25 protein-coding genes and 1 pseudogene are annotated in these 26,304 nt (G+C 71.9%); 15 read left to right on the top strand and 11 right to left on the bottom strand.

Translation table 11 applies throughout. The annotated features are described in order from the left end of the window. Positions 1–92: 92 nt before the first annotated feature. The 6 genes from QMK30_RS14100 to QMK30_RS14075 all read left to right on the top strand — a co-directional run bounded on the left by QMK30_RS14100 (position 93) and on the right by QMK30_RS14075 (position 8,032). A complete protein-coding gene (locus QMK30_RS14100) occupies positions 93–1,043 on the top strand; it encodes a DUF2510 domain-containing protein (protein WP_283518114.1) in 951 nt (316 codons plus the stop codon). A gap of 127 nt (positions 1,044–1,170) precedes the next feature. Further along, the gene (gene tdh / locus QMK30_RS14095; protein ID WP_283518112.1) at positions 1,171–2,205 is read left to right on the top strand and encodes an L-threonine 3-dehydrogenase; all 1,035 of its coding nucleotides are present in this window, start codon (positions 1,171–1,173) and stop codon (positions 2,203–2,205) included. A 63-nt stretch (positions 2,206–2,268) separates the two neighbouring features. Continuing rightward, positions 2,269–3,465, top strand: coding sequence for a glycine C-acetyltransferase (locus QMK30_RS14090; protein WP_283518110.1), 1,197 nt, complete (start codon positions 2,269–2,271; stop codon positions 3,463–3,465). A 68-nt stretch (positions 3,466–3,533) separates the two neighbouring features. After that, entirely contained in the window at positions 3,534–4,448 is a 915-nt protein-coding gene (locus QMK30_RS14085; RefSeq protein WP_283518107.1) for a LysR family transcriptional regulator, read from the top strand. Between the two features lie 25 nt (positions 4,449–4,473). Beyond that, a complete protein-coding gene (locus QMK30_RS14080; protein ID WP_283518105.1) occupies positions 4,474–5,199 on the top strand; it encodes a 4'-phosphopantetheinyl transferase family protein in 726 nt (241 codons plus the stop codon). Positions 5,200–5,389: 190 nt separating this feature from the next. Beyond that, positions 5,390–8,032 carry an ATP-binding protein gene (locus tag QMK30_RS14075; protein WP_502963139.1) on the top strand — a complete coding sequence of 881 codons (2,643 nt, stop codon included), beginning with the start codon at positions 5,390–5,392 and terminating at the stop codon, positions 8,030–8,032. A 32-nt stretch (positions 8,033–8,064) separates the two neighbouring features. Here the strand turns inward: QMK30_RS14075 and QMK30_RS14070 are convergent, their stop codons facing one another. Beyond that, positions 8,065–9,339: an MFS transporter gene (locus QMK30_RS14070; protein WP_283518102.1), complete on the bottom strand. Its 1,275-nt coding sequence runs from the start codon at positions 9,337–9,339 to the stop codon at positions 8,065–8,067. A gap of 77 nt (positions 9,340–9,416) precedes the next feature. On the opposite strand from QMK30_RS14070, the pseudogene QMK30_RS14065 reads away from it, so the two are divergent. Beyond that, positions 9,417–10,529 (top strand): annotated as a pseudogene (locus QMK30_RS14065) (damage-control phosphatase ARMT1 family protein); the annotation flags it as partial. On the opposite strand, the gene QMK30_RS14060 reads toward QMK30_RS14065, so the two are convergent. Further along, entirely contained in the window at positions 10,520–11,614 is a 1,095-nt protein-coding gene (locus QMK30_RS14060) for a DMT family transporter (protein ID WP_283518100.1), read from the bottom strand. The pseudogene QMK30_RS14065 and the gene QMK30_RS14060 overlap by 10 nt on opposite strands. Beyond that, positions 11,611–12,423 (bottom strand): phosphatase PAP2 family protein, encoded by an 813-nt coding sequence (locus QMK30_RS14055; protein ID WP_502963138.1) that lies wholly within the window; start codon positions 12,421–12,423, stop codon positions 11,611–11,613. The genes QMK30_RS14060 and QMK30_RS14055 overlap by 4 nt, the downstream gene beginning before the upstream one ends. A gap of 172 nt (positions 12,424–12,595) precedes the next feature. On the opposite strand from QMK30_RS14055, the gene QMK30_RS14050 reads away from it, so the two are divergent. Beyond that, positions 12,596–13,228: a TetR/AcrR family transcriptional regulator gene (locus QMK30_RS14050; RefSeq protein ID WP_283518098.1), complete on the top strand. Its 633-nt coding sequence runs from the start codon at positions 12,596–12,598 to the stop codon at positions 13,226–13,228. Between the two features lie 55 nt (positions 13,229–13,283). Here the strand turns inward: QMK30_RS14050 and QMK30_RS14045 are convergent, their stop codons facing one another. The 3 genes from QMK30_RS14045 to QMK30_RS14035 all read right to left on the bottom strand — a co-directional run bounded on the left by QMK30_RS14045 (position 13,284) and on the right by QMK30_RS14035 (position 15,601). Next, a complete protein-coding gene (locus QMK30_RS14045; protein WP_283518096.1) occupies positions 13,284–14,534 on the bottom strand; it encodes an SGNH/GDSL hydrolase family protein in 1,251 nt (416 codons plus the stop codon). 207 nt (positions 14,535–14,741) lie between these two features. Next, positions 14,742–15,167: a hypothetical protein gene (locus QMK30_RS14040; protein ID WP_502963137.1), complete on the bottom strand. Its 426-nt coding sequence runs from the start codon at positions 15,165–15,167 to the stop codon at positions 14,742–14,744. Further along, entirely contained in the window at positions 15,161–15,601 is a 441-nt protein-coding gene (locus QMK30_RS14035; RefSeq protein WP_283518092.1) for an ATP-binding protein, read from the bottom strand. Before QMK30_RS14035 ends, QMK30_RS14040 begins: the two co-directional genes overlap by 7 nt. Positions 15,602–15,801: 200 nt before the next feature. Here QMK30_RS14035 and QMK30_RS14030 point away from each other — a divergent pair, with 200 nt between their 5' ends. The 3 genes from QMK30_RS14030 to QMK30_RS14020 all read left to right on the top strand — a co-directional run bounded on the left by QMK30_RS14030 (position 15,802) and on the right by QMK30_RS14020 (position 17,785). Beyond that, complete coding sequence (locus tag QMK30_RS14030) at positions 15,802–16,662, top strand: Sco1979 family transcriptional regulator (RefSeq protein WP_283518091.1); 861 nt, start codon at positions 15,802–15,804, stop codon at positions 16,660–16,662. Then, positions 16,662–16,898, top strand: coding sequence for a DUF397 domain-containing protein (locus tag QMK30_RS14025; RefSeq protein WP_283518089.1), 237 nt, complete (start codon positions 16,662–16,664; stop codon positions 16,896–16,898). Before QMK30_RS14030 ends, QMK30_RS14025 begins: the two co-directional genes overlap by 1 nt. A gap of 77 nt (positions 16,899–16,975) precedes the next feature. Next, positions 16,976–17,785, top strand: coding sequence for an SAM-dependent methyltransferase (locus QMK30_RS14020; RefSeq protein ID WP_283518087.1), 810 nt, complete (start codon positions 16,976–16,978; stop codon positions 17,783–17,785). 119 nt (positions 17,786–17,904) lie between these two features. Here QMK30_RS14020 and QMK30_RS14015 read toward each other — a convergent pair whose 3' ends face one another. The 5 genes from QMK30_RS14015 to QMK30_RS13995 form a co-directional block, all read right to left on the bottom strand. Beyond that, complete coding sequence (locus QMK30_RS14015) at positions 17,905–19,107, bottom strand: anhydro-N-acetylmuramic acid kinase (RefSeq protein WP_283518278.1); 1,203 nt, start codon at positions 19,105–19,107, stop codon at positions 17,905–17,907. 50 nt (positions 19,108–19,157) lie between these two features. After that, the gene (locus tag QMK30_RS14010) at positions 19,158–20,456 is read right to left on the bottom strand and encodes an MFS transporter (protein ID WP_283518085.1); all 1,299 of its coding nucleotides are present in this window, start codon (positions 20,454–20,456) and stop codon (positions 19,158–19,160) included. A 208-nt stretch (positions 20,457–20,664) separates the two neighbouring features. Continuing rightward, positions 20,665–21,474, bottom strand: coding sequence for a hypothetical protein (locus tag QMK30_RS14005; protein ID WP_283518083.1), 810 nt, complete (start codon positions 21,472–21,474; stop codon positions 20,665–20,667). Next, positions 21,474–22,757: a VWA domain-containing protein gene (locus QMK30_RS14000; protein WP_283518082.1), complete on the bottom strand. Its 1,284-nt coding sequence runs from the start codon at positions 22,755–22,757 to the stop codon at positions 21,474–21,476. The genes QMK30_RS14005 and QMK30_RS14000 overlap by 1 nt, the downstream gene beginning before the upstream one ends. A gap of 70 nt (positions 22,758–22,827) precedes the next feature. Then, positions 22,828–23,247, bottom strand: a complete 420-nt coding sequence (locus QMK30_RS13995) for a cupin domain-containing protein (RefSeq protein WP_283518080.1) — start codon at positions 23,245–23,247, stop codon at positions 22,828–22,830. Positions 23,248–23,299: 52 nt separating this feature from the next. Here QMK30_RS13995 and QMK30_RS13990 point away from each other — a divergent pair, with 52 nt between their 5' ends. The 4 genes from QMK30_RS13990 to QMK30_RS13975 all read left to right on the top strand — a co-directional run bounded on the left by QMK30_RS13990 (position 23,300) and on the right by QMK30_RS13975 (position 26,245). Then, positions 23,300–24,265: a helix-turn-helix domain-containing protein gene (locus QMK30_RS13990; RefSeq protein ID WP_283518079.1), complete on the top strand. Its 966-nt coding sequence runs from the start codon at positions 23,300–23,302 to the stop codon at positions 24,263–24,265. A gap of 224 nt (positions 24,266–24,489) precedes the next feature. After that, complete coding sequence (locus QMK30_RS13985) at positions 24,490–24,921, top strand: YchJ family protein (protein WP_283518077.1); 432 nt, start codon at positions 24,490–24,492, stop codon at positions 24,919–24,921. An 83-nt stretch (positions 24,922–25,004) separates the two neighbouring features. Further along, positions 25,005–25,463, top strand: a complete 459-nt coding sequence (locus tag QMK30_RS13980) for a DUF2243 domain-containing protein (RefSeq protein WP_283518076.1) — start codon at positions 25,005–25,007, stop codon at positions 25,461–25,463. Continuing rightward, entirely contained in the window at positions 25,460–26,245 is a 786-nt protein-coding gene (locus QMK30_RS13975; RefSeq protein ID WP_283518075.1) for a cytochrome c oxidase assembly protein, read from the top strand. The genes QMK30_RS13980 and QMK30_RS13975 overlap by 4 nt, the downstream gene beginning before the upstream one ends. Positions 26,246–26,304: the final 59 nt, after the last annotated feature.

The raw sequence follows: 26,304 nt of genomic DNA, 5'->3' as shown, positions 1-26,304 counted from the left end.
AGCGCAGGGAGGGCTGGAGAAGGCCGGAGGAGGTCGAGGAGCCGGCGCGTACCTCTCATGTGTTCTTCACGCAGTGCTCCTACGGTGAGTCCGTGACGCATCAGACTCCGCCCGGTTGGCACTCCGACCCCGGGCACACAGGTGACGGGCCGGCCCTCCAACGCTGGTGGGACGGCAGCCGATGGACCGACGAGACACGCCCCGCGCCCCCTCCGCGAATACCCGGGATACCCGGGCCCGGAGCCGGGTGGCCGCCCCCGGAGCCGAAGGCGCGCAACCGTAGGGCCCGTACGGCGGTCGCGGCGGCCGTGGCCGTCGTGGTGCTGGCCGCGGTCGGCGGCGGCGCCTATCTGCTGGGGAGTTCGGACGACTCCGGGCAGGACCGTAGGGCCGCGGGTTCCTCGGCCACGCCCTCGCCGGACGACGGCACGGGCGGCGGTGAGGGGCAGGAGCCGAAGGAGCCGGGCGGCCCCGGTGGCGAGAGCGAGGCGCCCGAGGCGCCGCCCGCCGAGGAAGGCTTCGCCACCGACGGGGCGGCGGGCGTCAGCCTTCCGGTGCCCGACGGCTGGACCGGAAAGTCCGGGCAGGTCGGCGCGACCCTGAGCACCGGCGAGCACCCCTGCCCCGGCGACGCCAAGGAGTCCTGCCAGCGCGGTGGGGTCTTCTCGGCCCCGGCGGTCGCACTGGGCTCCAAGGCAACCGGTGCCAAGGCGGCGGCCGAGGCGGACATCGCGGGCAACGCGAAGGAGTCGTACGGCGGCAAGAGCTACGGAAAGATCACCTCGCACGAGCAGCTGAAGGCCGAGGCCGTCGAGGTCGCCGGGCAGAAGGGCTTCCTGGTGCGCTGGAAGGTCGTCACGCAGAAGGGCGACGACGGCTATGTGCAGTCGCTCGCCTTCCCGTCACCGAGCGTCAAGGGATTGCTGGTCATCGTCCGTTCGGGGTTCGATGTCAGTGACAAGGCGCCCGGACTGCCCGTCATGGACAAGATCACGGAGGGCATCAAGGCCGCCAAGGGCACCGGGAACGGCCAGGACGTATGAGGTTCAGCGGCGGGTCGTGAAGCTCCGCTGTTGACCCGGTTAAGAAATCCTCGATGGACTCGGCGGGCCGGGCTCGACACATTGGGGGACGTTCACGATCAGTCCCCTCACGCCTGGAGCCGCAGCCATGAAGGCCCTTGTCAAACAGAAGGCCGAGCCCGGCCTGTGGCTCATGGATGTGCCCGAGCCCGAGACCGGCCCCGGCGATGTGCTGATCAAGGTGCTGCGCACCGGGATCTGTGGCACCGACCTGCACATCCGCTCGTGGGACGGCTGGGCCCAGCAGGCCGTCACCACGCCCCGCGTCCTCGGCCACGAGTTCGTGGGGGAGGTCGCAGCGGTCGGCTCCGACGTAGGCGACAGTGACATCGCGGTCGGCGACCTGGTGAGCGGCGAGGGGCACCTGGTCTGCGGCAAGTGCCGCAACTGTCTGGCCGGCCGCAGACACCTGTGCCGCAGCACCGTCGGGCTCGGGGTCGGCCGCGACGGCGCTTTCGCCGAGTACGTGTCGCTGCCCGCTTCGAACGTGTGGGTGCACCGGGGCAAGGTCGACCTCGACGTCGCCGCCATCTTCGACCCGTTCGGCAACGCCGTGCACACCGCCCTGACCTACCCGCTGGTCGGCGAGGACGTACTGATCACCGGGGCGGGGCCGATCGGCATCATGGCCGCGGCGGTCGCACGTCACGCCGGTGCCCGCAGCGTCGTGATCACCGACATCAGCCCGTCCCGCCTGGAGCTCGCCCGCAAGGTCGGCGCGACCCTCGCGGTCAATGTCGCCGAGACGAGCATCGCCGAGGCGCAGCGGCAGCTCGGCCTCAAGGAGGGCTTCGACATCGGCCTGGAGATGTCCGGCCGCCCCGAGGCGATGCGCGACATGGTCGACAACATGACGCACGGCGGCCGGATCGCCATGCTGGGGCTGCCCGCCGAGGAGTTCGCCGTCGACTGGTCGAAGATCGTCACCTCGATGATCACGGTCAAGGGCATCTACGGCCGCGAGATGTTCGAGACCTGGTACGCGATGACCGTCCTGCTCGAAGGCGGCCTCGACCTTGCCCCGGTGATCACCGGCAGCTACGGCTACCAGGACTTCGACGCCGCGTTCGATGAGGCCGCGACGGCCCGCAGCGGCAAGATCATCCTCGACTGGACCGTCTGACCGCTCGACCGGTCCCACGCCCGACTGTCCATTCCCTCCGGAATCCTCGCAAGGAGCCCTCCCATGTACGCGTCCGTCCGCGACGATCTGCGCACCGACCTCGACGAGATCCGCTCCGCCGGTCTCTTCAAGCCCGAGCGGGTCATCGGCACCCCGCAGTCCGCCTCCGTCGCCGTCACCGCCGGTGGCCGCCCCGGTGACGTCCTCAACTTCTGCGCCAACAACTACCTTGGCCTCGCCGACCACCCCGAGGTCGTCGCCTCCGCCAAGGCCGCCCTCGACCGCTGGGGCTACGGCATGGCGTCCGTGCGCTTCATCTGCGGCACCCAGGAGATCCACAAGGAGCTGGAGCAGCGCCTGTCGGAGTTCCTCGGGCAGGAGGACACGATCCTCTACTCATCCTGCTTCGACGCCAACGGCGGCGTCTTCGAGACCCTCCTCGGCCCCGAGGACGCGGTCATCTCCGACGCCCTCAACCACGCCAGCATCATCGACGGCATCCGCCTGTCCAAGGCCCGGCGCTTCCGGTACGCCAACCGCGACCTCGCCGACCTGGAGCAGCAGCTCAAGGCGGCGCAGGGCGCCCGCCGCAAGCTCATCGTCACCGACGGCGTCTTCTCCATGGACGGTTACGTCGCCCCGCTCGCCGAGATCTGCGACCTGGCCGACCGCTACGACGCCATGGTCATGGTCGACGACTCGCACGCCGTCGGCTTCGTCGGCCCCGGCGGCCGCGGTACCCCCGAGCTGCACGGCGTGATGGACCGCGTCGACATCATCACCGGCACCCTCGGCAAGGCACTCGGCGGTGCCTCCGGCGGCTATGTGGCAGCCCGCGCCGAGATCGTCGCCCTGCTGCGCCAGCGCTCCCGCCCGTACCTCTTCTCCAACTCCCTCGCCCCGGTCATCGCCGCCGCCTCCCTCACGGTCCTCGACCTGCTGGAGTCCGCCGGTGACCTGCGCGAACGGCTCGCCGCGAACACCAAGCTGTTCCGTACGAAGATGGGCGATGCCGGGTTCGACATCCTCCCCGGCGACCACGCCATCGCCCCCGTCATGATCGGCGACGCCGCCGAGGCCGCCCGGATGTCCGACCTGCTCCTGGAGCGCGGCGTGTACGTCGTCGGCTTCTCCTACCCGGTCGTCCCGCACGGCAAGGCCCGGATCCGGGTCCAGCTGTCCGCCGCGCACTCCACCGCCGACGTGGAGCGGGCCGTGGCGGCGTTCATCGACGCACGGGAGGCGCTGGCCGCCGAATAGGTCCCGGCAGGTCCCGCGCCGAAGTACCCCATTCGCGGTTCTCGCCGCCGGGCAGGGAGAATGCGGGAGTGATCGACCCCCGGCGACTGCGAATCCTGCGGGCCGTGGCGGACCACCGAACGGTGACCGCCGCGGCCGCCGCCCTGTATCTGACGCCCTCCGCCGTTTCCCAGCAGCTGGCCGCGCTGGAGCAGGAGACCGGCCACAGCCTGCTGACCCGCAGCAGCCGAGGCGTCGGCCTGACCGCCGCCGGCGAGATCCTGCTGGCGCACACGCACGCCGTACTCGCGCAGCTGGAGCGCGCCGAGGCCGAGCTCGCCGCGCACGCCGGGGGAGAGGCGGGCGAGGTCAGGGTGGCCGCCTTCGCCACCGGCATCGCCGAAGTGCTGGCCCCCGCCATCGGACACCTCGCCGACCGGCACCCCGACATCCGGGTCCGGGTGCGCGACGCCGAGGGCGACGAGAGCCTTCCGCTGGTGCTCGACGGGGAGGCCGACCTGGCACTCACCGTCGAATACCGGGGCGCGCCCCACAAGAACGACCCCCGGCTCGCCCGCGTACCCCTCTACGCCGAGCCGTTCGACGCCGTGCTGCACGCCGCGCATCCACTGACCCAGGGCGCCCATGTGTCTCTCGCCGAACTCGCCGACAGCGACTGGATCGGCCCCTACCCCGGCAACCCCTGCCACGACGTGATGCTGCTCGCCTGTGAACTCGCCGGTTTCCAACCGAGGTTGACGCACTCGTCCGACGACTTCCGGGCCGTGGTCGCCCTCGCGGGAGCGGGCGCCGGAGTGGCCCTCGTCCCGCGCTCGGCGCTGCGCGGCATGGAGCTGAAAGACGCCGTCGTGCGTCCGGTGGCGGGCCCCGCGCCGACGCGCCGGGTTTTCGCCGCCGCACGCCGAGGGGCCGACCGGCATCCGCTGATCCGGCCGGTGCTCGACGCCATGGCGCACGTGGCCGAGGGCCTCTCCACCGGCTGATCGAGCCGCTGCCTATGCTCGGCGCGTGAATCGAACCGCGAGGTACGCGCCCGTGACCCCGGCGCTGGACGAGCCCATGAAACGGCTTGAGCTGCCGGTGAACCCCGGCACGCCGTTGCTGTGGGCCCTCGACGCGGTCCGGCACGGGGACGCCGCCGAGCGGCTCGCCGCCGCGGTGCTCGACGCCGAGGAGAAGCGGCGGGCGGCGGCGTTCAGGCGGGAGACCGACCGCAGGTGCTACATCACCGCCCACGTCGGCCTGCGCGTGCTCCTCGGCTCCTGCCTCGGCGTCCGGCCCGCCGATGTGCCGCTGCGCCGCGAGCCCTGTATGTCCTGCGGAGGCCCGCACGGGCGGCCCGTGACGCGGGACGGGCGCATCCACTTCTCGCTGTCGCACAGCGGAGACCTGGCGCTGCTCGCCTGCGCGGCGGTACGGGTGGGAGTGGACATCGAGGCCGTCCCGAGGCCCGAGCACGCCCGGGAACTCACCGGCGTCCTGCACCCCACCGAGATCGCGGAACTCGCGGCCCTGCCCGAAGCCGAGCGGCCGGCCGGCTTCGCGCGGGCCTGGTCGCGCAAGGAGTCGTACCTCAAGGGCATCGGCACCGGACTCGCCCGCAGCCTCTCGCTCGACCATCTCGGCACCGGCCCGGTGCCCCTGTCCCATCCGGTGGGATGGACCATCCATGACGTTGACGCGCCGGAGGGGTTCGTCGCCGCGGTCGCCGTCCGGCACGACGGCGGGTCATGATCCCGAGGCTGACCTCGGGCGCGCCGGCCGAGAAGGACCGCACCGCGCACGCCGTTGACGGAGGTGCTCCCTCCGCCACACGCATCGGGAGGCGTCAACGGCCGTCACCCGTCCCGGCCCAAAGTGCGCGGATCGATTCCGTCTGCCGCGCGGCGGGGATACGCTCGAGGTCCGCCACTGTGGGGGAGGGATGATGGTGCCCCGGCCGGAGCACCCGGTCACCGTCCCGCTTCTGGAGCGTGAGGCGGAACTCGCCGCTGCCGCGCGGGCCGTTGAGGCGTTGTGCGCGGACACACCCACCGGTGGAGTTCTGGTCTACAGCGGTGAGGCGGGACTGGGAAAGACAGCGCTGCTGTCCGAGTTACGGCGCATCGCCGCCGGGCGTTGCGCGGTGTGGTCCGCGCGGGGTGGCGAGACGGTCACCTCCGTCCCATTCCACGTCGTACGACAGCTGATGCAGATCGCCCTGAACGTGCCGGGACTCGTGGACCCCCGGGAACTGCTCGGCGACTGGTACGACATCGTGGGACCCGCGCTCGGCGTGACCCCACCGGGCGGGCGGGCCGACCCGCAGGGTGTCCGCGACGGCCTGGACGCCCTGGTTCTGCGGCTCGCCGACATACACGGCCCGCTCGTCCTGGTCGTCGACGACGCGCACTGGTCCGACCAGGAATCCCTCGGCTGGCTGGCCTCCTTCGTCCAGCGCGACGGCGGGCTCCCCGTGCTCGTCGTCATCGCGTACCGCACCGAGGAACCTGTCGGTGACACCGCGGAGTACATCCGCACCATCGAATCGGCCGCGCAGCAGTGCGTGGTGCTGCGGGCACTCACCCCCGAGGCCACCGCCAGTCTCGCCAGGGCCACCGTCGACGAGCACGCGGACGACCCGTTCTGCCGGGAGGTGTGGGCGGTCACCGGCGGCAATCTGTACGAGACCGTGGAACTCCTCGCCAAGGTGCGCGACGAGGACCTGGAGCCCGTCGAGGGATCGGCGGGGGCACTGCGCGCCCTGGGCGCCTCGGCGCGCGGCACCGGACTGATCGCCAGGCTGGAGGAAATGGGCAACACGACCACTCGGTTCGCCTGGGGGGCCGCCATCCTCGGCACCGACATCTCCCTTGAACTCGCAGCCTCGCTGGCCGTGTTGGGCCCGGCCGAGGCTTCCGAGTGCGCCGATCGGCTGCGGGCGGCCCGCATCCTGATCGGGGACGATCCGATGGAGTTCGTCCACCCGCTCATCGCCGGCGCCGTCTACCGCGCCATCCCGCCCGCGACGCGCACCGCCATGCACGGCCGGGCCGCCTGGGCGGTCACCCAGGCCGGGCGCGGAGCGGCAGCCGCGGCCAGGCACCTCCTCGAAGTGCATCCGGACGACGACCCGGAGCTCGTCGGGCAACTGCGCGACGCCGCGGCCGAGCATCTCGCGGTGGGCGCCCCGGACGCCGCCCGCCGCTGTTTGGAACGGGCCCTGCAGGAACCGCCGTTGCTCGAAGTGCACGCCCAGGTGCTGTACGAACTGGGCTGCGCCACTCTGCTGACGTCACCCGCCACCACGGTCGGCCACCTGCGGGCCGCGCTCGACATGCCGGGGCTCGACGCCGCCCAGCGCGTCGACGTCGTCTTCCGGCTCTCGCAGGCGCTCACCCACAACAACCAGACCCGCGAGGCGGCGCAGGTGGTCGCCGCCGAGGCCGCCAGGACCGCTCCCGGTCCGGCCAGGATGCGTCTGCAGGCCGTGCATTTCCTCTGGGAGGGCGTGCAGGCGAGCGAGGACGACGGTCCGGGGCGCTCCCGCAGGCTCGCCGAGATGGCCGACGGGCTCCCCGGCCGGGACAACTCCGAACGGGCCCTGCTGATATTGAGGGCCTTCGACAGGGTCGCCCGCGGGGAGAACGCCGAAGAGATCATCCAGATCTGCGACCGTGCGCTGCCCGACGGCCAACTCGCGCCGGGCCTGGGCTGGACGAACACGGCGTGGGGCTTCGAGCCCCCGGCCCTGCTGGGGCTCACGTACGCGTTCGCGGACCGGCTCGACCGGGCCGAGAGTCTGTTCAGCGAGGCGCTGCGGGCATTCGAGATCTCCGGCTGGAGCGGCGGCCACCTGGCCTTCGCGCATGCCCTCGTCGGCTATCTGCAGCGCAGGCGCGGCAACCTCGCGCAGGCCGAGGTGTATCTGCGCGAGAGCCTGCGTCTCGCCGAGCGCGTCGGCAACGGCCTGCCGATGCACTGGGACGCCGCGTGCATGCTGATCGATACGCTGCTGGCCCGGGGACGGGTCGACGCGGCCCAGGAAGCCGCGGACCGCTATGCGTTCGCCCCGCCCTACCCCTCCTCGATCGTGATCCCGGACGCGCAGTCCGTGCGCGGTCGGCTGCTGCTTGCCCAGGGCCGCACCAAGGACGCCGTCGTCGAGCTGGAAGCGGCCGGCGAGGTACTGAAGACGCGCGGCCGGCACAACGGGGTCATGGCCCCGTGGGCGAGCGACCTGGCCCGCGCGGTGGCCGCCGACGACCCGGAGCGCGCCGCCGATCTCTCCGCCTACGTCCGCGACCACGCCGAGCGCTTCGGCACGGACACGGCCATCGGCGAGTCACTGCGCTGCGCGGCGGCCCTGGAGACGGGCGAGCGGGCCGTCGAACTGCTGGCCAAGGCAGTGGTGTTCCTCGAAGCCTCCCCCTGTGCGTACGAACACGCACGCGCCCGCGTCGAGTACGGGGTCGCCGCCGGGTCCGCCGCCGAGCTGACCCGCGGCCTGGCCCTGGCCGAGGTGTGCGGCGCCGACGGCCTGGTGGCGCTGGCCCGCCAGGTACTGGCCGCGGGGCCGAAGGCCTGAGGCGCCGGGATGCCGGGGCCCGACCGCGGTGGTCAGCGTTCGAGCTGCTTGTGGGCGCTCTCCGGCAGCCGGAAGTAGACGGCCGACGACACCAGGCACAGCGTGGCCACGTACCAGGGGAAGAGCCCGGGGCGGTCCATCTCCTTGAAGAGCGTGCCCACATACGGCGCCGTACCGCCGAAGAGGGCCACCGTCAGGGAGTACGGGAAGCCGATGCCGGCCGCGCGGACCCGGGCCGGGAACAGCTCCGCGTTGACCGCCGCCGAGATCGACGTGAACCCGGTGAGCAGCACCATGCCCGCGCACTGCACCAGCAGCAGCGAGGTGAAGGTGCCGTCCAGGGAACGCAGCAGCGGGACGCTGAGCAGCGCGAAGCCCAGGCCGAAGAAGAGCAGCAGCGGCTTGCGGCCGAAGCGGTCGGAGAGCATTCCGCCCAGCGGCTGGAGCAGTGCGAAGAAGGCCAGCGAGAGCGTGCCGGCGAGCAGTGCGTCGGACTTCGAGATTCCCGTGTTGAGCTCGGCGTACGTCGGCAGATAGGACGTCCAGGTGTAGTACGCGAGAGTGCCGCCCGCCGTGATGCCGCAGATCAGCAGGGACTGGCGCGGGTGGTGGCGCAGGGCGTCGAAGAGACCGGGGCGCGGCTCCTTGGAGTGTTCCTGGGAAAGCGTCTCCTGCGCCCCGAGCCGGATCCAGAACCCGACCAGGCTGAGGAGCGCGCCCAGGATGAACGGGACGCGCCAGCCCCACCCCTCCATCTGCGCGTCGGCGAGGGTGCCGACCAGGAGGGCGGCGATGCCGGATGCGGCGAGTTGGCCCACGGTGGTGGAGACGTACTGGAAGCTGGAGAACAGACCGCGCCTTCCCGGGCCCGCCGACTCGACCAGGAAGGTGGTGGAGGCGGCGAACTCGCCCCCCACGGAGAGCCCCTGGAGCAGCCGGGCGCACACCAGCACCACCGGGGCGAGGACGCCCACGGACGCGTACGTCGGGGTCAGGCCCACCAACAGGCTGCTGCCGCCCATCAGGAGGATGGTGACGGTCAGCGCCGCCCGTCGGCCGTGCCGGTCCGCGACGGCGCCCAGCAGCAGTCCGCCGACCGGCCGCATGAAGAAGCCCACCGCGAAGACGGCGAAGGTGGACAGCAGCGGAACCAGTGAATTCCCGGCTCCGTGGGGGAAGATCTGGCCCGCGATATAAGTGGCGAGAAAGGTGTACGCGTACCAGTCGTACCACTCGACGGCGTTGCCCACGGAGGCGGCCATCAGCTGCCGGGCGGGTCGTCGGGTCGGCGCGAGGGTCTGAGTCATGATCACGCCCCTGTCCGGCGATGGGCTCCGTACACAAGTGATGCGGTGTTACGGCTTTGTGGCGCGGGGGACGCGGCATGATGCGTACGCCTCGTACCGCACCCCCTAGCGCAGCCTCTCGAAGGAGTCGACACCGTATGCCGCAGCCCAGGCCGTCGGACGTGGGCGGGGACGCCCCCGTCGTCGTCAGCAATGCCGCAGGTTCTTTCGCCCGGAGCGTCCTCGTCGAACGGCACCCCGCGCTGATCGAGCGGGTACGCCGGGCCACCGCCTACCCGCCGGAGCGGCAACGCGCGTTGGACGGTCTCCTGGACGAGATCACCAAGGACGTGATGGAGCCCCTCGGTGAGGACGAGGCGGACGCCGCTCTGTGGCGGCAGTGGGGCGAGGGATACCTGGGACGCCCCTGGACGGACGCGCCGTTCCTGTGGGCGGAGAGCTTCTTCTACCGCAAGCTGCTCGGAGCGCTGGGCCACTTCGCGCCGGGGGCCTGGCAGGGCATCGACCCGTTCGCCCCCTTCAAGCACGCCGAGCTGACCGGGGCGAAGCTCGACGCGGAACTGACGGCGCTCGACGGTGTCCCCGCACTCTCCCCGGCGCAGCAGGACAGCACGCTTCTGCACGCGTCACTCTGGGGAAACCGCGCCGACCTCGGATTCCAGCTGTCGGCCGGTGAAGCGGGTCTGGGCGAGCGGGTCACCGGGCTGGTCGCGGACGACACGGCCGCGCTGTGGCGCCTGCTGGGTGAGGGGCGGCCCGGGAAGGTGTGCCTGGTCGCGGACAACGCGGGGGCCGAACTGCTGCCGGACCTGGTGCTCGCCGACCATCTGCTCGGCACGGATCGCGCCACGTCCGTGACCCTGCACATCAAGCCGCATCCCTACTACATCTCCGACGCCACGACGTCCGACGTCCTCGGGTGTCTGGCGCGGATGGCGGCCGGGGCCGGCCGGGCGGTGGAAATCGCTGAGCGGCTGCGCGGGGCGGTGACCGACGGGCGGCTGGTCCTGCGGGCGCATCCGTTCTCGTGCGCGCCGTTCCCGTACGCCGACATGCCCGCCGACCTTCGGGAGGATTTCGCCTCCGCCACGCTCACGATCATGAAGGGCGACCTGAACTACCGTCGTCTGGTGGGCGACCGGCACTGGCCGGCCACCATCCCCTTCGACGAGGTGACTGGCTACTTCCCCGGTCCGGTCGCCGCGCTGCGCACCTTGAAGTCCGACGTGGTCACCGGTCTCTCGGCGAGTACGGTCGCGGAGCTCGACGCGGCGGGGCGCCCCTGGCGCACCAGCGGCACACACGCCCTTGTCCGGCTCAGGGTGTGAGGCCGTGCCCATGACCGCGCGGGCCGGGGCGCGGTCGCCGGTGCCGATGCCTGTGCCTGTGCCTGTGCCTGTGTGGGTACCAGGTCCAGGGTCGGCGCCGGGGATGCCGGTGCTGCTGCTGCCGCCGGTGCGCGGGTCAGCAGGAGTACGCCGCGCGTCGCCGCCGCCGCACCCACGAGCGCAAGCAGCAGGCCCACGGGGCCACCCTGGAGGCGCTCGCCCAGCAGCGTCAGACCAATGACCGCGGCGGCGAGCGGATTGGCGAGGGTCACCAGGGCGAGCGGCCCGCCGAGGCCGCCGCGGTAGGCGGTCTGCGACAGCAGCAGCCCGCCCGCAGCGAGTCCAGCGACGAGCAGCGCCACAATCGCGACACGCCAGGTCAGCAGCGGTCCGGCGCCATGGGCGGCAGCCGCCACCGTTACGGTCTGCGTCAGCGCGGAGGCGACCCCGGAGGTGAACCCGGACGCGGTGGCGTGGCGCAGACCCGGGTGGCGGGAGCCGGTCCGGGTCAGCACGGCGACCAGCGTCATGGTGACGGCGGCGACCCCCAGCGCCTCCGGCAGGCTGAGCGTCTCGTGCGGTGCGGCACCTCGCGCCGCGAGCAGCAGCGCGGCGAGCCCGAGGATCGTGAGGGCCGTGCCGCGCCATTCGGCGAGGGTGACGCGCCGCCCCGCGAGGCGTGCGCCCAGCGGTACGGCGGCGACCAGGGTGAGCGCGCCGAGTGGCTGCACGAGGGTGAGCGGGCCGAAGCTGAGGGCCGCCACGTGCAGCAGCGCCCCACCGGCGTTCAGCCCGACCGCGCCCCACCAGGCGGCGCGGGCGAACAGCGCGAACACACCCGCAGCCGGTTCGCTGCGTGCGGCGAGACGCTGCTGCGTCACCGCCGCGCTCGCGTAGGCGACGGCGGAGGCGAGCGAGAGGGCGACGGCCACGACGGTCGCGTTCATCGGGTGCCTCCCGAGAGGGCCGGCGGGGAGACCGACGCGGTGGCGACCGGTGCGGGGGAGGGGCGGCCGGCACTCGGGGCGGTGACGCGCCGCGGCAGCCGGGTGATCGCGAGTGCGATGCCGAGCAGCACCACGGCCACGATCGCGTCGATCCAGTAGTGGTTGGCCGTGCCGACGATCACCAGAAGCGTCAGCAGGGGGTGCAGCAGCCACAGCCACCGCCAGCGTGAGCGGGTGGCGGCGATGAGGCCCACGGCGACCATCACGGCCCAGCCGAAGTGCAGCGAGGGCATGGCCGCGAACTGGTTCGCCACCGTGTCGGTGGTGGGTGTCGCCCCGTACACGCTCGGCCCGTAGACCTGCCCGGTGTCGATCAGACCGGCCGCGCCGAGCATGCGGGGCGGGGCGAGCGGCATGAGCAGGTGCAGCGCGAGGGCGGCGCCCGTCAACACGGCCAGGGCCTGCCGGGCACCGGTGTAGTGGTCGGGTCGGCGCCAGTACAGCCAGACCAGGAAGGCCACGGTCGCCGGAAAATGCACGGTCGCGTAATAAGTGTTCGCGAAGCGGACCAGCGGCTCGCTGTGCAGCAGCACACCCTGCACGGACCCCTCGCCCGGCAGGTGCAGGAACCGTTCCAGGTCCCAGACGTGGCCGGCGTTGCGGTACGCGTCGGCGACATGGCCGTTCGCGGCCTGACGGCCGAGCTTGTAGACGATGAAGAGTCCCGCGACGAGGAGAAACTCGCGCACGAGGGGTGGTCGGGCAGTAGTGTCCGGCTCCCGTTCGGCAGGCTCAGTGCGGGTGTCCATCACCCGGCCCCTTTGCATTACGACACGATGTGCTGTTGCGGCGGCCTGGTCTGCACCACGCCCTATCGATACGCCAGTGTACCGATACGCAGCCGTATCGGTACACTGGCGTATCGATGCAGCGCCCGCAACCCGATTTCAGGTCCACCCGGATCCTTGGAGAGGACAGGTCATGCCGTCGCAACCGCCGTCACCGTCACCGTCGCCGGATCAGGATCCGGTGGTCGCAATTCGCCGTTCCAAGATCACGCCGGAGCGGGAGCAGGAGTTCTTCCAGGCCGTCCTCGACCTGCTCAGGGAGAGCGGTTACGACGCCCTCACCATGGAGGGCGTCTCGGCGCGCATCAGATGCGGCAAGTCGACGCTCTACCGGCAGTGGAAGACCAAGCCCCAGCTCGTGGCCGCCGCGCTGCGCGGCACCCGGTGCGTACAGCTCACGGACATCGACACCGGGACCCTCGCCGGTGACCTGCGCGCCGCCGCGGGTGCGGCGGGTGCGGCGTCCGGCCGCGACACCCTGCTGATGCACTCGCTCAGCCACGCGGCCCTGCACAACCCCGACCTGCTGGAGGCCATGCGCGAGGCGCTGGTCGAGCCGGAGGTCGCGGCGATCGAGGCGATGGTCCGGCGCGGTGTGGAGCGGGGGGAGATCGCGGCGGGCAATCCGGCCTGCGAGTTCGTCGCGGCGCAGTTGCTGGGGGTCATGCGGGCGCGGCCGATGCTGGAGGGGACGTACGCGGACGAGGCGTATCTGGTGCGGTTCCTGGAGGCGGCGGTCCTGCCGGGGCTGGGTGTGCGGGGGTGAGCGGGGGTGCGGATGCGGGTGTCTGCGGCGCTGTCCAGCCCCGTACTCGCGTCCGCTACCGCCCCGCGCAGCCCAGGCTCTCCAGGTCCACCGCGTCGCTCATCAGCTGCATGCCCGCGTCGTTGGGATGCAGATGGTCGCCGCTGTCGTAGGCGGGCAGCATCCGGGTCGGGGCGACGGGGTCCTTGACCGCCTTGTCGAAGTCGACGACATCGTCGAAGGCGCCGCTGTGCCGGATGAAGGCGTTGACCTCCTGCCGGACGGCCTCGCCGCTCTCGGTCCACTCCCGCCAGCCCTCGTACGGCATGACGGTCGTGCCCACGACACAGATGCCCGCCGCGTGCGACCGGTCGATGAGCTGCTCGTACGCCGTGATCAGCGAGGCGGCCGTCGGCGCGGGGGTGGCCTTGATGTCATTGACCCCTTCGAGCAGGATCATGGTCCGCACGCCCCGCTGTGACAGGACGTCCCGGTCGAGCCGCTTCAGTGCGCTCTGGCCTGAGCCGTCGGTCAGGATCTTGTTGCCGGAGATCCCCTCGTTGGCGACGCCCTTGACGCGCGAGCCCGGCTCGGCGAGCAGCCTGCGGGCGAGGAAGTCCGGCCAGCGGCGGTTGGTGTTCGCGGTCGAGATGGCGCCGTCGGTGATCGAGTCGCCGAGTGTGGCCACGGCTCCGGTGCCGCGCCCGGCGCCCACCGTCACCGCGTCCAGGTAGAACCAGGAAGTGATCTGCTGGGTGTACGGGGTCGCGGAGACGTTCGCGGCATGGTTGCCGACAGGGGCGATGTACGAGGTCTGGAGGGCCATCTTGTGGCCGGTCGCGGCGCCGCCCGCGCTGCGCACGTAGAGGCTGACGGCCAGATCGGACTGCGGCCGCACCGTGCCGGGCAGCGGATCGCTGTACACGGAGCCGCCGGGCGCCACGGTCACCGTCGGTGCGCCGCGGAAGGACAGGGGCCGGTTGCTGCCGGGCACCAACGCGGCCCCGGAGGAGCGCAGTCCGGCGTAGGCGCGGCCGAAGGTCACCGGCTGGTCGCCGAAGGTGTTGGAGAGCCGGATCCGCAGCCCGCTGCCGCCGGCGCTGGTGTGGACGATGAGCCGGTACGTGCGCTCCGGGGCGGCGCCCGCGGTGCTGAGCCGGTCGGTGCTGGCGGCCCAGGTGACGACGGGGGCGGTGGCGGCGGGAGCGGCCGGTGCGGTGGCGGGTGCGGCGTGGGACGCCGTCCCTGCCGTGAGGGCGGTGCCCGCCGCGAGGGCGACGGCGGTCAGGATGTGGACGACGGGTCTGCGCAGCCTGGGTCTGTTCATGGCGCGGAGGCTCCTCCCCATACGGTGCGAGCACGGCGGTGCCGCTGAGGGCACTGGAGGAATTCACTCCCGTCACCGCGCGCACTGTCCAGAGCACCTCGTCGTTCGGGTGACGATGCGTCCGAGAACGAGCGGGTGCCGGGGTCGTCGTGCTTCGGTCGCGCCGGGCTCAGCCGCGCCGAGCGGACTCGGCGGCGCCGGTCCGCCTCAGGGGCGCCGCCACGACGCCGATGACCAGACGGGCGCGGTGCCCGCGAGCCGGCACACCATCACGTAGAGCGGGATCGGCGGGGTGTACGGGGCGGTGCCCTCGGGTGAGTGGATCAGGCGGGGGTGCGTGGCCGGTACGTACGCCCCGGTGACATAGCGGGCCGGAGACGGCCACGGGAGCCCGAGGTCCGACTGGGAGGGGACGATCCACCACCACCAGTCGGCGTCGGCGAAGACGCAGCCGGGACGCGTCAGATGCGACAGGAGCCTGAATCCGTGCCGGGCCGGCAGCCCCACCGCGTCGCACCCGAGCGGGGTGGGCAGGCCGGGCGGGACGGGCAGCCTGGCCCGACCGCCGTGGCCGGCGCGACGTACCCGCGAGAGGCGGCCGGCCGGCAGGTTGGTCATCGCGGTCCTCAGCAAGGCAGCTCCGCCCAGACCACGCGACCGGGCCCGCCCTCGACGTCACGCGTTCCCCAGAAACTGCTCAGCGTGTCCACGAGCTGCAGCCCGCGGCCGTGTTCCTCCTCGGCGCCTTGGCGCAGCCGGGGGCCCGTCGGCCGCTGTCCCTGGTCCCGTACGGCGACGCGCAGCCTGCCGTCGCTGTCGCGCAGCTCGCAGGCGAAAAGCTCACTCGCGGTGTGCAGCACGGCGTTCGTGACGAGCTCGGAGACGATCAGCGCCGCGATGCCGCAGGTGTCCTCGTCGATTCCCCACCGGGTCAGCTGAGCGCAGGTCAGACGCCTCGCGCGGGAGACATATTCGGCTCGTGCGGGTAACTCGAACCCGTACCGCCGTATGTCCGCACCCCGACATCGGTCCATGAGCCGGGGTACAAGCGTGTTTCCTGGTGCCACGAGCGATCCTCACGGTGGGGCAGCGCCGGATCGCGCTTCCCCCGTGGCAGCGCGCGGCATCCGCGTGAAGTGTTACACCGGGCAACTCTCCCTCTGAACGCGACACTTGGCAAGGGGCACTCTGAAAAGTCCACAGTGGCATTTCCTTCGCCGCAGGTGCGTGGCACACTGCTGGGCAACAGCACAGGGGGAGGTCCCAAGTGAGCGAACCGCGGTCTGCCCCGACTGTGGGCCAGGTCGTTCTCGGCAAGCGCCTGCAGGATCTGCGTGAGAGAGCAGGCCTGGGCCGCGACGAGGCCGCCAAGGTGCTCCGGGTCGCCCCGGCCACCATCCGCAGGATGGAGACGGCCGAGGTCGCTCTCAAAATTCCTTATATCCAGCTGCTGTTGAAGGCGTACGGGAATTCCGAGGACGAGGCCGAGGCCTTCGTCGAGCTGGCCGAGGAGGCCAACAAGCCCGGCTGGTGGCAGCGCTTCCACGGCATCCTGCCCGACTGGTTCAGCATGTACGTCAGCCTGGAGGGCGCGGCCGCGCTCATCAGGGCGTACGAACCGCACTTTGTCCCCGGCCTGTTGCAGACCGAGGACTACGCGCGCGCGATCATGCGCACCGGGGCCGTGGGGCAGACGAGACCCGAGGACATCGAGCGGCACGTGGCCCTGCGCATGGAACGCCAGAGTCTGCTCACGCAGCGGGGAGCCCCGAAGCTGTGGGTGATCATGGACGAAACGGTCCTGCGTCGGCCCGTCGGCGGCCCGAGTGTCCAGGCGGCGCAGCTCGACCGTCTCATCGACGCCGTGGAGATGCCCAACGTGACGGTGCAGGTAGCCGAGTTCGCGACCGGTCATCACCCCGGTACGTACGGCCCCTTCGTCCTCTTCCGCTTCGCCGTACCTGAACTTCCGGACATGGTCTACAGCGAGTACCTGACCGGCGCCGTGTATCTCGACGCGCGCCCCGAGGTCGCAGCCCACCTCGAAGTCATGGACCGCATGGCGGCGCAGGCCGCCACCGCACATCGCACGAAGGAGATTCTGAAGAATCTCCGCAAGGAGCTCTGATGGACCCCATCTACAACGGCATGCCGGCGGCCGAACTGCCCTCCGAAGGCTGGCACAGGCCTTGGAGCGGCGGCAACGGCGGCAACTGCGTCGAGGCCATGAAACTGGCCGACGGCCGGGTCGCGGTCCGCCAGTCCGCCGATCCCGACGGACCCGCACTGATCTACACCAACGGTGAGATCGCCGCCTTCATCCAGGGTGCCAAGGCCGGCCAGGCCGACTTCTTGCTCACCTGACCCCGAGTACCTGATCCTGTTGATCCCTACTGATCCGTACTGATTCCTGCTGCCAACGAGACCCCATGGAGCGTCGTATGACCGGGCCGGACCCCACCGCTGTCGTGATCGACACCAGCAAGCCGCACCCCGCGCGCATGTATGACTGGTTTCTGGGCGGCAAGGACAACTACCCGGTCGACGAGGAGATGGCGAAGCAGCTCCTGGCGCTCGACTCGCGGGGCCGCGACATGGCGCGGGTCAACCGTGCGTTCATGCACCGCGCGACGCGCTGGCTCGCCGAGAGCGGCATACGACAGTTCCTCGACATCGGCACCGGCATACCCACCGAACCGAACCTGCACCAGATCGCCCAGCAGACGGCTCCGGACGCGCGCATCGTCTACTGCGACAACGACCCGATCGTGCTCGCCCACGCGGAGGCCCTGCTGCGCAGCACCCCGCAGGGAACCACCGAGTACATCCAGGCCGACGCGCGCGAGCCGGCGGCCATCCTGGAGCGGGCCGCGAAGACACTCGACTTCGCCCAGCCCATCGCACTGTCGCTCGTCGCGCTGCTGCACTTCGTGGACGACGAGGACGGCGCGCACGAGCTGGTGACCTCCCTCATGGACCCCCTGCCGTCCGGCAGTTACCTGGTCCTTTCGCACGTCACGGGCGACTTCTACCCCGAGGGTGCGGTCAAGGCCAGGGAGCTCTACCGCGCCAGGGGCCTCACGCTGCGACCCCGTACTCGCGACGAGTTCGCCCAGTTCTTCGAAGGCTTCGAGTTGGTGGAGCCCGGCGTCTCGCTGGCCGCCGACTGGCGTCCGGAGCTCGGCGAAGTGGTGCCGGTCACGGGCGATGCCCCGATTCCCGGGTACGCGGGCGTGGCACGCAAGGCCTGACCGCGAGGCGGGGCCTGGCCGTCGCTCGTCGGTCGTCCGCGGTCGTTCGTCGTCCGCCGTCGTTCGGCCCTCAGAGGAGTGCCCCGCCGTGGCCGAGAGCGCCGGTCTTCAGGTGGCCCTCAGGGGGCGCCGGGGGAGATCGTGAGCCGGGTGGGGGCCGTGGCCGCCGGCTCCGGGAGGCGCAGGCCGTCGCGGCCCGGGGTCAGTGAGCCCAGGACGCTCGCGCGGTGGGCGCCGGTGCACGACGGGACGGTGCCCGCCAGGCCGTGCGCGGTCAGCCAGCCCAGGACGGCGAAGGCGTACGCCTCCTTGGCGGCCGATGGCAGGTCGAGCTCGTCCGACGTCCGCAAGGCCGCCGCGCCGCCCGGGCCCGCCCCCGTGCTCAGCTCTGCGCGCAGCATGGCCATCAGCGTCGGATTGAGGGTGCCGCCGCCCGAGGCGATCACCTCGCTCGCCCCGGCCGCGCGAACGGCGTCGGCGACGGTGCGTGCGGTCAGCCGGGTCAGCGTGGCGACGACGACCTCGGTCGGCAGCGGGCCGAAGGCGGCCAGAGCTGCCCGCAGGTACGGCAGATGGAACAGCTCCTTGCCCGTCGTCTTCGGTGTGGTCCGCGCGTAGTAGGGCTCCTCCAGGAGTCGGCGCAGCAGTGGCCCGTGGACGCTCCCGCGAGCTGCGAGGGCGCCGTCCACGTCGTACTCAAGACGCCCGCCCGTAAGATCCCGGACGGCCGCGTCGATCAGCGCGTTGGCGGGCCCGGTGTCGAAGGCGAGCGGGTGACCGGCGTCGGCGGCGGCCACGGTGATATTGGCGATGCCGCCGAGATTCAGCGCGACGGGCACGCCGGGCCGTCCGCGCAGCCACATGACGTCGAAGATGCTCACCAGCGGGGCGCCCTGACCACCGGCGGCGACATCGCGGGTCCGGAAGCCGGAGACGACGGGGCGTCCGGTGGCCTCGGCGATCCAGTCGGGCTGCCCGATCTGAAGGGTGCCGCGGGCCCGCCCGTCCTCGATCCAGTGGTAGACGGTCTGCCCGTGGGAGGCGATCAAGTCGGCCCGTGAGTCGCACAGTTCACCCTCTGCGCGCACGGCGAGCGCGGCGAAGGCCTGCCCGATGAGCGTGTCCAGCCGGCACACCTCCGCCATGCTGGTCGGCGCGGGCGGCAGCGCGGCCGCCAGCCCCGCACGGAGATCGCCGTCGTACGGCGCACTGATCATCCCGAGCGGAGTCAGGACCAGGGTGTCGCCGTCGAGCCTCAGATCGGCGGCCGCCGCGTCGATCGCGTCGTACGACGTCCCCGACATCAGCCCGATCACCCGCATGGTGCCCGTCCTGTCCGTCCTGTCCGTCCCGCTCATGCTGTCCGTCGCGCTCATCGCAGTGCCTTCTTGTGGTCGTCGCCGCGCAGGGTGAGCAGGGCCAGGACGCTGACCGCGCAGGTCGCCGCCGCGTAGTAGGCGGGGATGTCGACATCACCGGTCCGTTTGACCACCTCGGTGATGATGAGTCCCGCGCACCCTGAGAAGACCGCGTTGGACAGTGAGTACGCCAGGCCGAGCCCGGTGTAGCGGACGGTCGTCGGAAACATCTCGGCGAGCATCGCGGGTCCCGGCCCCGCCATCAGCCCCACGGCGGCGCCCGCGCCGAACAGGGCCGCGCCCTTGGCGAGCGCCGGGGCGCCGGGGTCCTGCACCAGATTCAGCAGCGGCAGCGCGAGCACGGCGACCAGGGCAGCCCCCGCCACCATCACCGTGCGCCGCCCGATCCGGTCACTGGCCATGCCGGCGGGCAGGATCGAGGCCGCGAAGCCGAGATTGGCCAGGACAGTGGCGATCAGCGCCTCCTGGAACGTCGCGTTCAGTGAGCTCTGGAGGTACGACGGGAGGACAACGAGGAACGTGTAGCCCGCGGCCGACCAGCCCATGACGCGACCCGCGCCCAGCGCGATCGCCCGGACCGTCTCGCCCACGGGTGGCCGCACCGGCACGCTCCGGCCACCGGTCGCCGCGGCGAAGGCGGGGGTCTCGTCCAGGCGCAGCCGCAGCCACAGGGCGACGAGTCCGAGCGGCAGGGTCAGCAGGAACGGCACCCGCCAGCCCCAGTCGTTCAGCCGGTCCTCACTCAGTGCGGTCGCGAGCAGCGCCGCCATGCCCGCGCCGCCGAGCAACCCGAGCGCCACCGTGAACGACTGCCACGCCCCGTACGTGCCGCGCCGCCCCGGCGGAGCGAACTCCGTCATGAGGGACACCGCCCCGCCGAACTCGCCACCCGCGGACAGGCCTTGGAGGATGCGCAGGAGGGTGAGCAGCCAGGGGGCCGCCGCGCCGATCGTGGCGTACGTCGGCAGCACGCCGATCAGGGTCGTGGCGACGGTCATCAGACAGATCACCAGGATGAGCGTGGGGCGTCTGCCGATCCGGTCGCCCACCCGGCCGAAGAGCGCGGCGCCGACGGGGCGGAAGAAGAACGCCAGGGCGAAGGACGCGTAGGTCTTGATGAGCCCCTCGACGTCGCTGCCGCCCTCGGGGGTGAAGAAGTGCGTCGCGATGATGGTCGCGAAGTACCCGTAGACGCCGAATTCGTACCACTCGATGAAGTTGCCCACGGATCCCGCCACCAGCGCTCGGCGCGGTCGGGACGGCTGGGTCGGCGCTGGGACGGGAGTGACCATGGCGAGATGTTTCCAGCAGGCGTTCCCTCCCAATCACCGGACCGGCCACCAATCACCGGACCGGCCACCAATCACCGGACCGGCACCCCATCAGGGACGGCCTCCAATCAGGAGGGACAGGCTCCCAACCACCGGACAGGCTCCCGCTCACCGGACCGGCCGGGGATTCGGCCGGTCCGGTGAGCGGGGAGAACACGCGCGGGGGCGGTCAGACGGCTCGCGGGACCCTCGAAGGGCGGCCCGAGCCGCGCGTCAGGCTGTATCCGGCGAGAGCGGCGATCGCTCCGAGCACGCCGCCGCCCACGGTCCAGAGCCAGCGGGACGACCACCGGTCGGACGCGGACCCCGCCGCCTCGGCGACCTTCTCGTCAGAAGCGCCGGGCACCAGCGGGACCGACAGCGCGCCGTCCACCGCGCGGGAGCCGCCCGCGTCCACCGTGGTCGCCTCGACCTCGGCGCGCACCGGCAGGCCGAGGTCCTCCTGAGGAAGCTCACCGACCGTCAGCCGCAGGTAGTAGCTGCCCGGCAGCGGGTCGTTGGCCCACGGCTCGGCCCAGGCACGGACCGTACGCAGATGGCAGGTCAGCTCGACCGACTCGGCCTCCTTGGGCGCCGACCTGGAGTTGCTGCCGTAGGCGCAGTCCTGGCGGCGGCGCAGGCCGTCATAGACGTCGAGCCGCCAATTGACCGCGCCGTGCCTGGCGGCGGGGTCCGGCAGCTTCACCGTGGCCCGGACGGTGGCCGACTTCCCCGCCTCCGCGGAGAACACCCAGTACAGGTAGTCGCCGGTGGACGCGTCGGCGGTCGCCCGCTGGTCCTGCCGGATCTTTGTCGCGGTACGGAAGCCGGTGCCCGCCTCGGTCGGCGCGGCCTCTTCACCGTCCCCGTTTCCGCTACCGTTTCCGCTCGTACTGTCGCTCGGCGAGGGAGCGGGGGGCTGGGCCAGGGCGACCGGCGTCGCGGTGAGCAGCGCCGTGGCGGCCAGCAGCGCGCCCGTCAATACCTGTGTCGTACGCATCAGTTGGTCCTCCAAGCAGCGAAGCGCCAGCGTGAGATCCAGCCCCACAGCAGACCGGCCGCGAGACCGGTGAGAGTGAGCACGCCGAGCAGCCACCAGCCGTTGCCGAGGCCGAAGGACGCCACGTCCGACGCCTCGTCGGGCCCGTCCACCAGGTCGACGGTCAGCTCGACGGGCAGGCCGGGCACGGTCTTGACCGAGGCGGGTGCCGCGAAGGAGTTGCTGACCTGGAGGCACACGCTCTCCGCCACGGGCCTGGCATCCCCGTCGGTGTCGTCGTTCAGCGGCGGCTTGGGGTAGCGCAGCCCGGTCGAGATGACATCCGTACGACCGTCACCGGCCTCGGAGCCGCGCACGATCTCCCGGCCGTGCGTGGTCACCGCCCGCAGCAGTACGCCGTAGTCGCGGTCGACCGCGCGGTCGGCGCCGATGCTCACCGAGGCCCGCAGTTCCTGGCCAGGCGGTACGTCCACCCGGTACCAGCGGTGCTCGGAGAACTTCTCGCGGTCGGTGTAGAGACCCGGCTTGAGCTGCGGGGCCTGTGCGCATGCGGCAGCGCCCTCGGTCGCCACCGGGGTGACCACGGGCTCGGCGGCGCGGTCCACCAACTGCTTGACGCGGCCCGAGAGTTCATCGGTGTGCTGGACCGCCGTGTAGGTACCGCCGGTGGCCTCCGCGATGCACGTCAGCTGCTGGCGGATCTTCGCGTTCGGGACGAGGCCGAGAGTGTCGACGACCAGGTGGGTTCCCTTGGCGGCGATCTCGCGTGCCACCTCGCACGGGTCCAGCGGACCGCAGGTGTCCTCGCCGTCGGTGATGAGCACGATCCTGCGAGTGGCGTCCCCGCCTGCGAGGTCGTCGGCCGCACCGAGCAGCGCCGGCCCGATCGGGGTGAAACCGGTCGGAGCCAGGGTGGCCACGGCGGTCTTCGCCTCGGTCCTGTCCAGCGGACCGACCGGGTACAGCTGCTTGGTGTCCTTGCAGCCGATCTTCCTGTCGTCGCCGGGGTAGTTGGCGCCGAGGGTGCGTATGCCGAGGCGTACGTCGTCGGGCACCGAGTCGAGCACCTCGTTGAACGCCTGCTTCGCGGCGGCCATCCGGGACCTGCCGTCGATGTCCCGTGCCTTCATCGAACCACTGACGTCGAGAACCAACTCGACCTTGGGGGACTCCTGCTGGGCCGGTTCGTCGGCGGCAGCGGCGGTGCCGACCGGGGCGAGCCCGGCGGCCAGGGCGGCGAGCAGGGTGAGAGCTCCGGCCGCCAGCCGTTTTCTTGTGATCATCGCCGGATCCTATTGAAGATCGTCTTCCGTCCCCAAACCGGCGGGTGGAGTGGGACGGGGGCGCGCGTCCTCAGAGTGCGTGGCCCGTCGTCGCGTCGACGTGCTCCGGTACCGGATCGTGGCGGTCGCCTACCGTCGACGTGCCCGTCGGCTCGAAGAGGAGGATCGACGCGCCGTGCGCCGACGACGGCTTGTGCTCGGTGCCGCGCGGGACGACGAACACCGATCCGGCGGGCAGGACGACGGACCGCTCCGCGCCCGCCGAGCCCTCCTCGCGGAGGCCGATGGTCAGTTCCCCCTCGATGACCTGGAAGAACTCGTCCGTGTCGTCATGGACGTGCCAGATGTGCTCACCCGCGACCTTCGCGACGCGGACGTCGTAGTCGTTGACCCGGGTCACGATGCGCGGGCTCCAGAGGGCATCGAATGAGTCCAGGGCGTCGGTGAGTGCGATCGGGTCGGTCGGCTTGTGCGCTGCCTCAGTGGTCATGACCTCATCCTCGGTCCTGGCGTACACCGCGCGTGAGTGCTAGGAATCGCACATGACGCAAGATTCCTCGCACCGGGTCGTCGTGATCGTCGACGAGAACTCGAACCCCTTCGAGCTCGGCTGCGCCACCGAGGTCTTCGGCCTGCGCAGGCCCGAACTCGGCCGTGAGCTGTACGACTTCGCCCTGTGCTCCCCGGAGCCCCGCACTCTGATGCGCGACGGATTCTTCACCCTCACCGGTGTCGCCGGCCTGGAGGCGGCCGACACGGCGGACACGCTGATCGTGCCCAACCGGCCGGACGCCGAAGTGCCGCGCCGCCCCGCGGTGTTGGCCGCGATCCGTCGCGCGCACGCGCGGGGCGCCCGGCTGGTGGGCTTCTGCAGCGGCGCTTTCACGCTCGCGGAGGCCGGGGTGCTCGACGGGCGCCGCGCCACCGCGCACTGGCAGTGGGTGGACTCCTTCCGGGCCCGCTTTCCCGCCGTCCGGCTCGAAGAGGACGTGCTGTTCGTGGACGACGGCGACATCCTCACCGCGGCGGGCAGCGCCGCCGCCCTCGACCTCGGGCTGCACGTTGTGCGGCGTGACCACGGCGCCGAGGTGGCCGCCGCCGTGAGCCGCCGCCTGGTCTTCGCCGTCCACCGCGACGGCGGCCAGCGCCAGTTCGTCGAGCACCCCCTGCCCACCGCCCCCGACACCACGCTCGGCCCCCTCCTGGAGTGGGCCAGGGGGCGACTCGGCACGCCGCTGACCGTGACGGGTCTGGCCGTACGGGCGGCGGTCAGCCCGGCCACCCTGCACCGCCGGTTCCGCGCGCAACTCGGCACCACACCACTGGCCTGGCTCACCGCGGAGCGCATCGTGCTGGCCTGCCGCCTGATGGAGCGCGGCGAGCTGGGCACCGAGGCGGTGGCGCGGGCGAGCGGGCTCGGTACGGCGGCGAACCTGCGCGCACAGCTGCGGCGGCGCACCGGGCTCACCCCCAGCGCGTACCGCGAGCGGTTTGCCTCCGGGAGCTGAAACCGGGCCCGGGGGAGCGGGGGCGCGTGGCAGACCGTATCCGTGAGACGGCACACGAGCAGGGGGAGCGCGGTGCGGGGGCGACAACTTCTCAACTACAGCGTGGTAACAGTCGCGTCAGGCGCAGGAGCATACGGTCGCCCCCGCAGACCCGGAAGGCGCGTTCGGGCCCACCCGCACATTGGCGCGAAAGGGGCCCTGCGGGCCGCGGGCAGAATAGGGGCATGTCTCGACGCAGCAGCCCACGCCGCCCAAAGCGGCCGTCCCTCACCGCCGCCTCGCCGTGCCCCTGCGGGCTCCCGGCCACGTACGCCGAATGCTGCGGCAGGCTGCACACGGGGGCCACGGCCGCGCGCACCGCCGAGCTGCTGATGCGCTCCCGCTACAGCGCGTTCGCCGCCCAGGACGCGACGTACTTGCTGCGCACCTGGCACCCCGACACCAGGCCCGCCGCCCTGGACCTGGACGCAGGGACGCGCTGGACGGGCCTGGAGATCCTGGCCGCGACCGACGGCAGCGCCTTCCACACCACGGGAACGGTCACCTTCCGCGCCCACTACGCCCACCAGGGCGAAACCGGCGAACTCCACGAGCAGAGCCGCTTCGTGCGCCACGGCGGCGCGTGGGTGTATCTGGACGCGGTCTTCACCAACTGAGCCACCTTGCGCGTCACTTGGTTACGGGCCGCTCCGCCCGGGGTACTTGACGGAGCCCGACCATGCGAGCGGAGGTGGGTCCCGTGCCAGAGACGGGCCGCGCCAGGACGACCGGGCGAGCGGTGCTCGGCGGTGTGCTCACCGGGGTGGGCATCGCCGCGTTCATCGACGAGACGGTGTTCCACCAGCTCCTGCACTGGCACCACTTCTACGACAAATCCACCCCGGACATGGGCCTGGTCTCCGACGGGATCTTCCACGCCGGCGGCTGGTTCGCCGTCGTCGCCGGGCTCTTCCTCTACGCCGATCTGCGCCGCCGGGACACCCTGGTACGGCCGGGCTGGTGGGGTGGAGTGTGCCTGGGGCTCGGCGGGTTCCAGCTGTACGACGGCACGTTCCAGCACAAGGTCCTGGAGATCCACCAGATCAGGTACGGCGTCGATGTCGCGCCGTACGACTGGACCTGGAACGCCATCGCCGTACTGTTCCTGGCGGCCGGCGCGACCCTGCTGGTCAAGGCGCGCCGGGCCGAACGGCGTTGACCACGCCGCTGATCGCCGCGGTACTGGCCGGCTGCCTCGGCTATCTGGCCGGGTCCGCGCGGCTGCGCGGGCGCGGCGACAGCTGGCCGCGCTCGCGCGATCTCGCCTTCTGCGCGGGCGGCCTGGTCATGATCGCGGCGCTCGGCGTGCCCAGGACCACGCACTGGCCGCCGTTCACCGGACACATGGCGGGGCATCTCGGCTCGGGCATGGCCGCGCCCCTGCTCGTCGCCCTCGGCAGGCCCGTCACGCTGGCGCTGCGCGCGCTGCCGACCGCGCCCCGGCGCCGGCTGCTGGCAGTGACCCGTTCCCGGCCCGTCGAGACCCTGGCATGGCCGCCGGTCGCGGCGCTGGTCAACGTCGGCGTGCTGTGGCTGCTCTACCGGGCTCCCGTCCCGTCGTACATCCACCACAGCCCTCTGCTGCACGCCCATCTCTTCGCCTCCGGGGTCCTGTTCACCTTCGCCGTACTCGCCGTCGACCCGGTGCGCCACCGCGCCGGATTCCCGCTGCGCGCGGTGACGCTGGTCGCCGCGTCGGCCGCGCACGCCGTGCTCGCCAAGTCCCTGTACGCCGCCGGGCCGCCCGGGATGCCGTACGGGCCGGCCGACCTGCATTTCGCCTCGCAGGTCATGTACTACGGCGGGGACGTGGTCGAAGTGGCCCTGGCCCTCGCTCTGGTGCGCGAGTGGTACCGGGCCGAGGGGCGGGCACTCGACCGGGCCCGCGCACCCCGCCCTCCCCGCCTGCCCGGTGATCAACGCGGGTTCCGCGCGCCTTGACCGACAGGGCACCCTGGGGGCGTGTCCTCACTTCCCCACCAGGGTCAACACGGCCCCCG

The organism is Streptomyces sp. H27-C3 (assembly GCF_030063415.1).
GTDB lineage: Bacteria > Actinomycetota > Actinomycetes > Streptomycetales > Streptomycetaceae > Streptomyces.
Note: the sequence above shows the minus strand (reverse complement) of the source record. Positions and strands in the feature narration are given on the sequence as shown.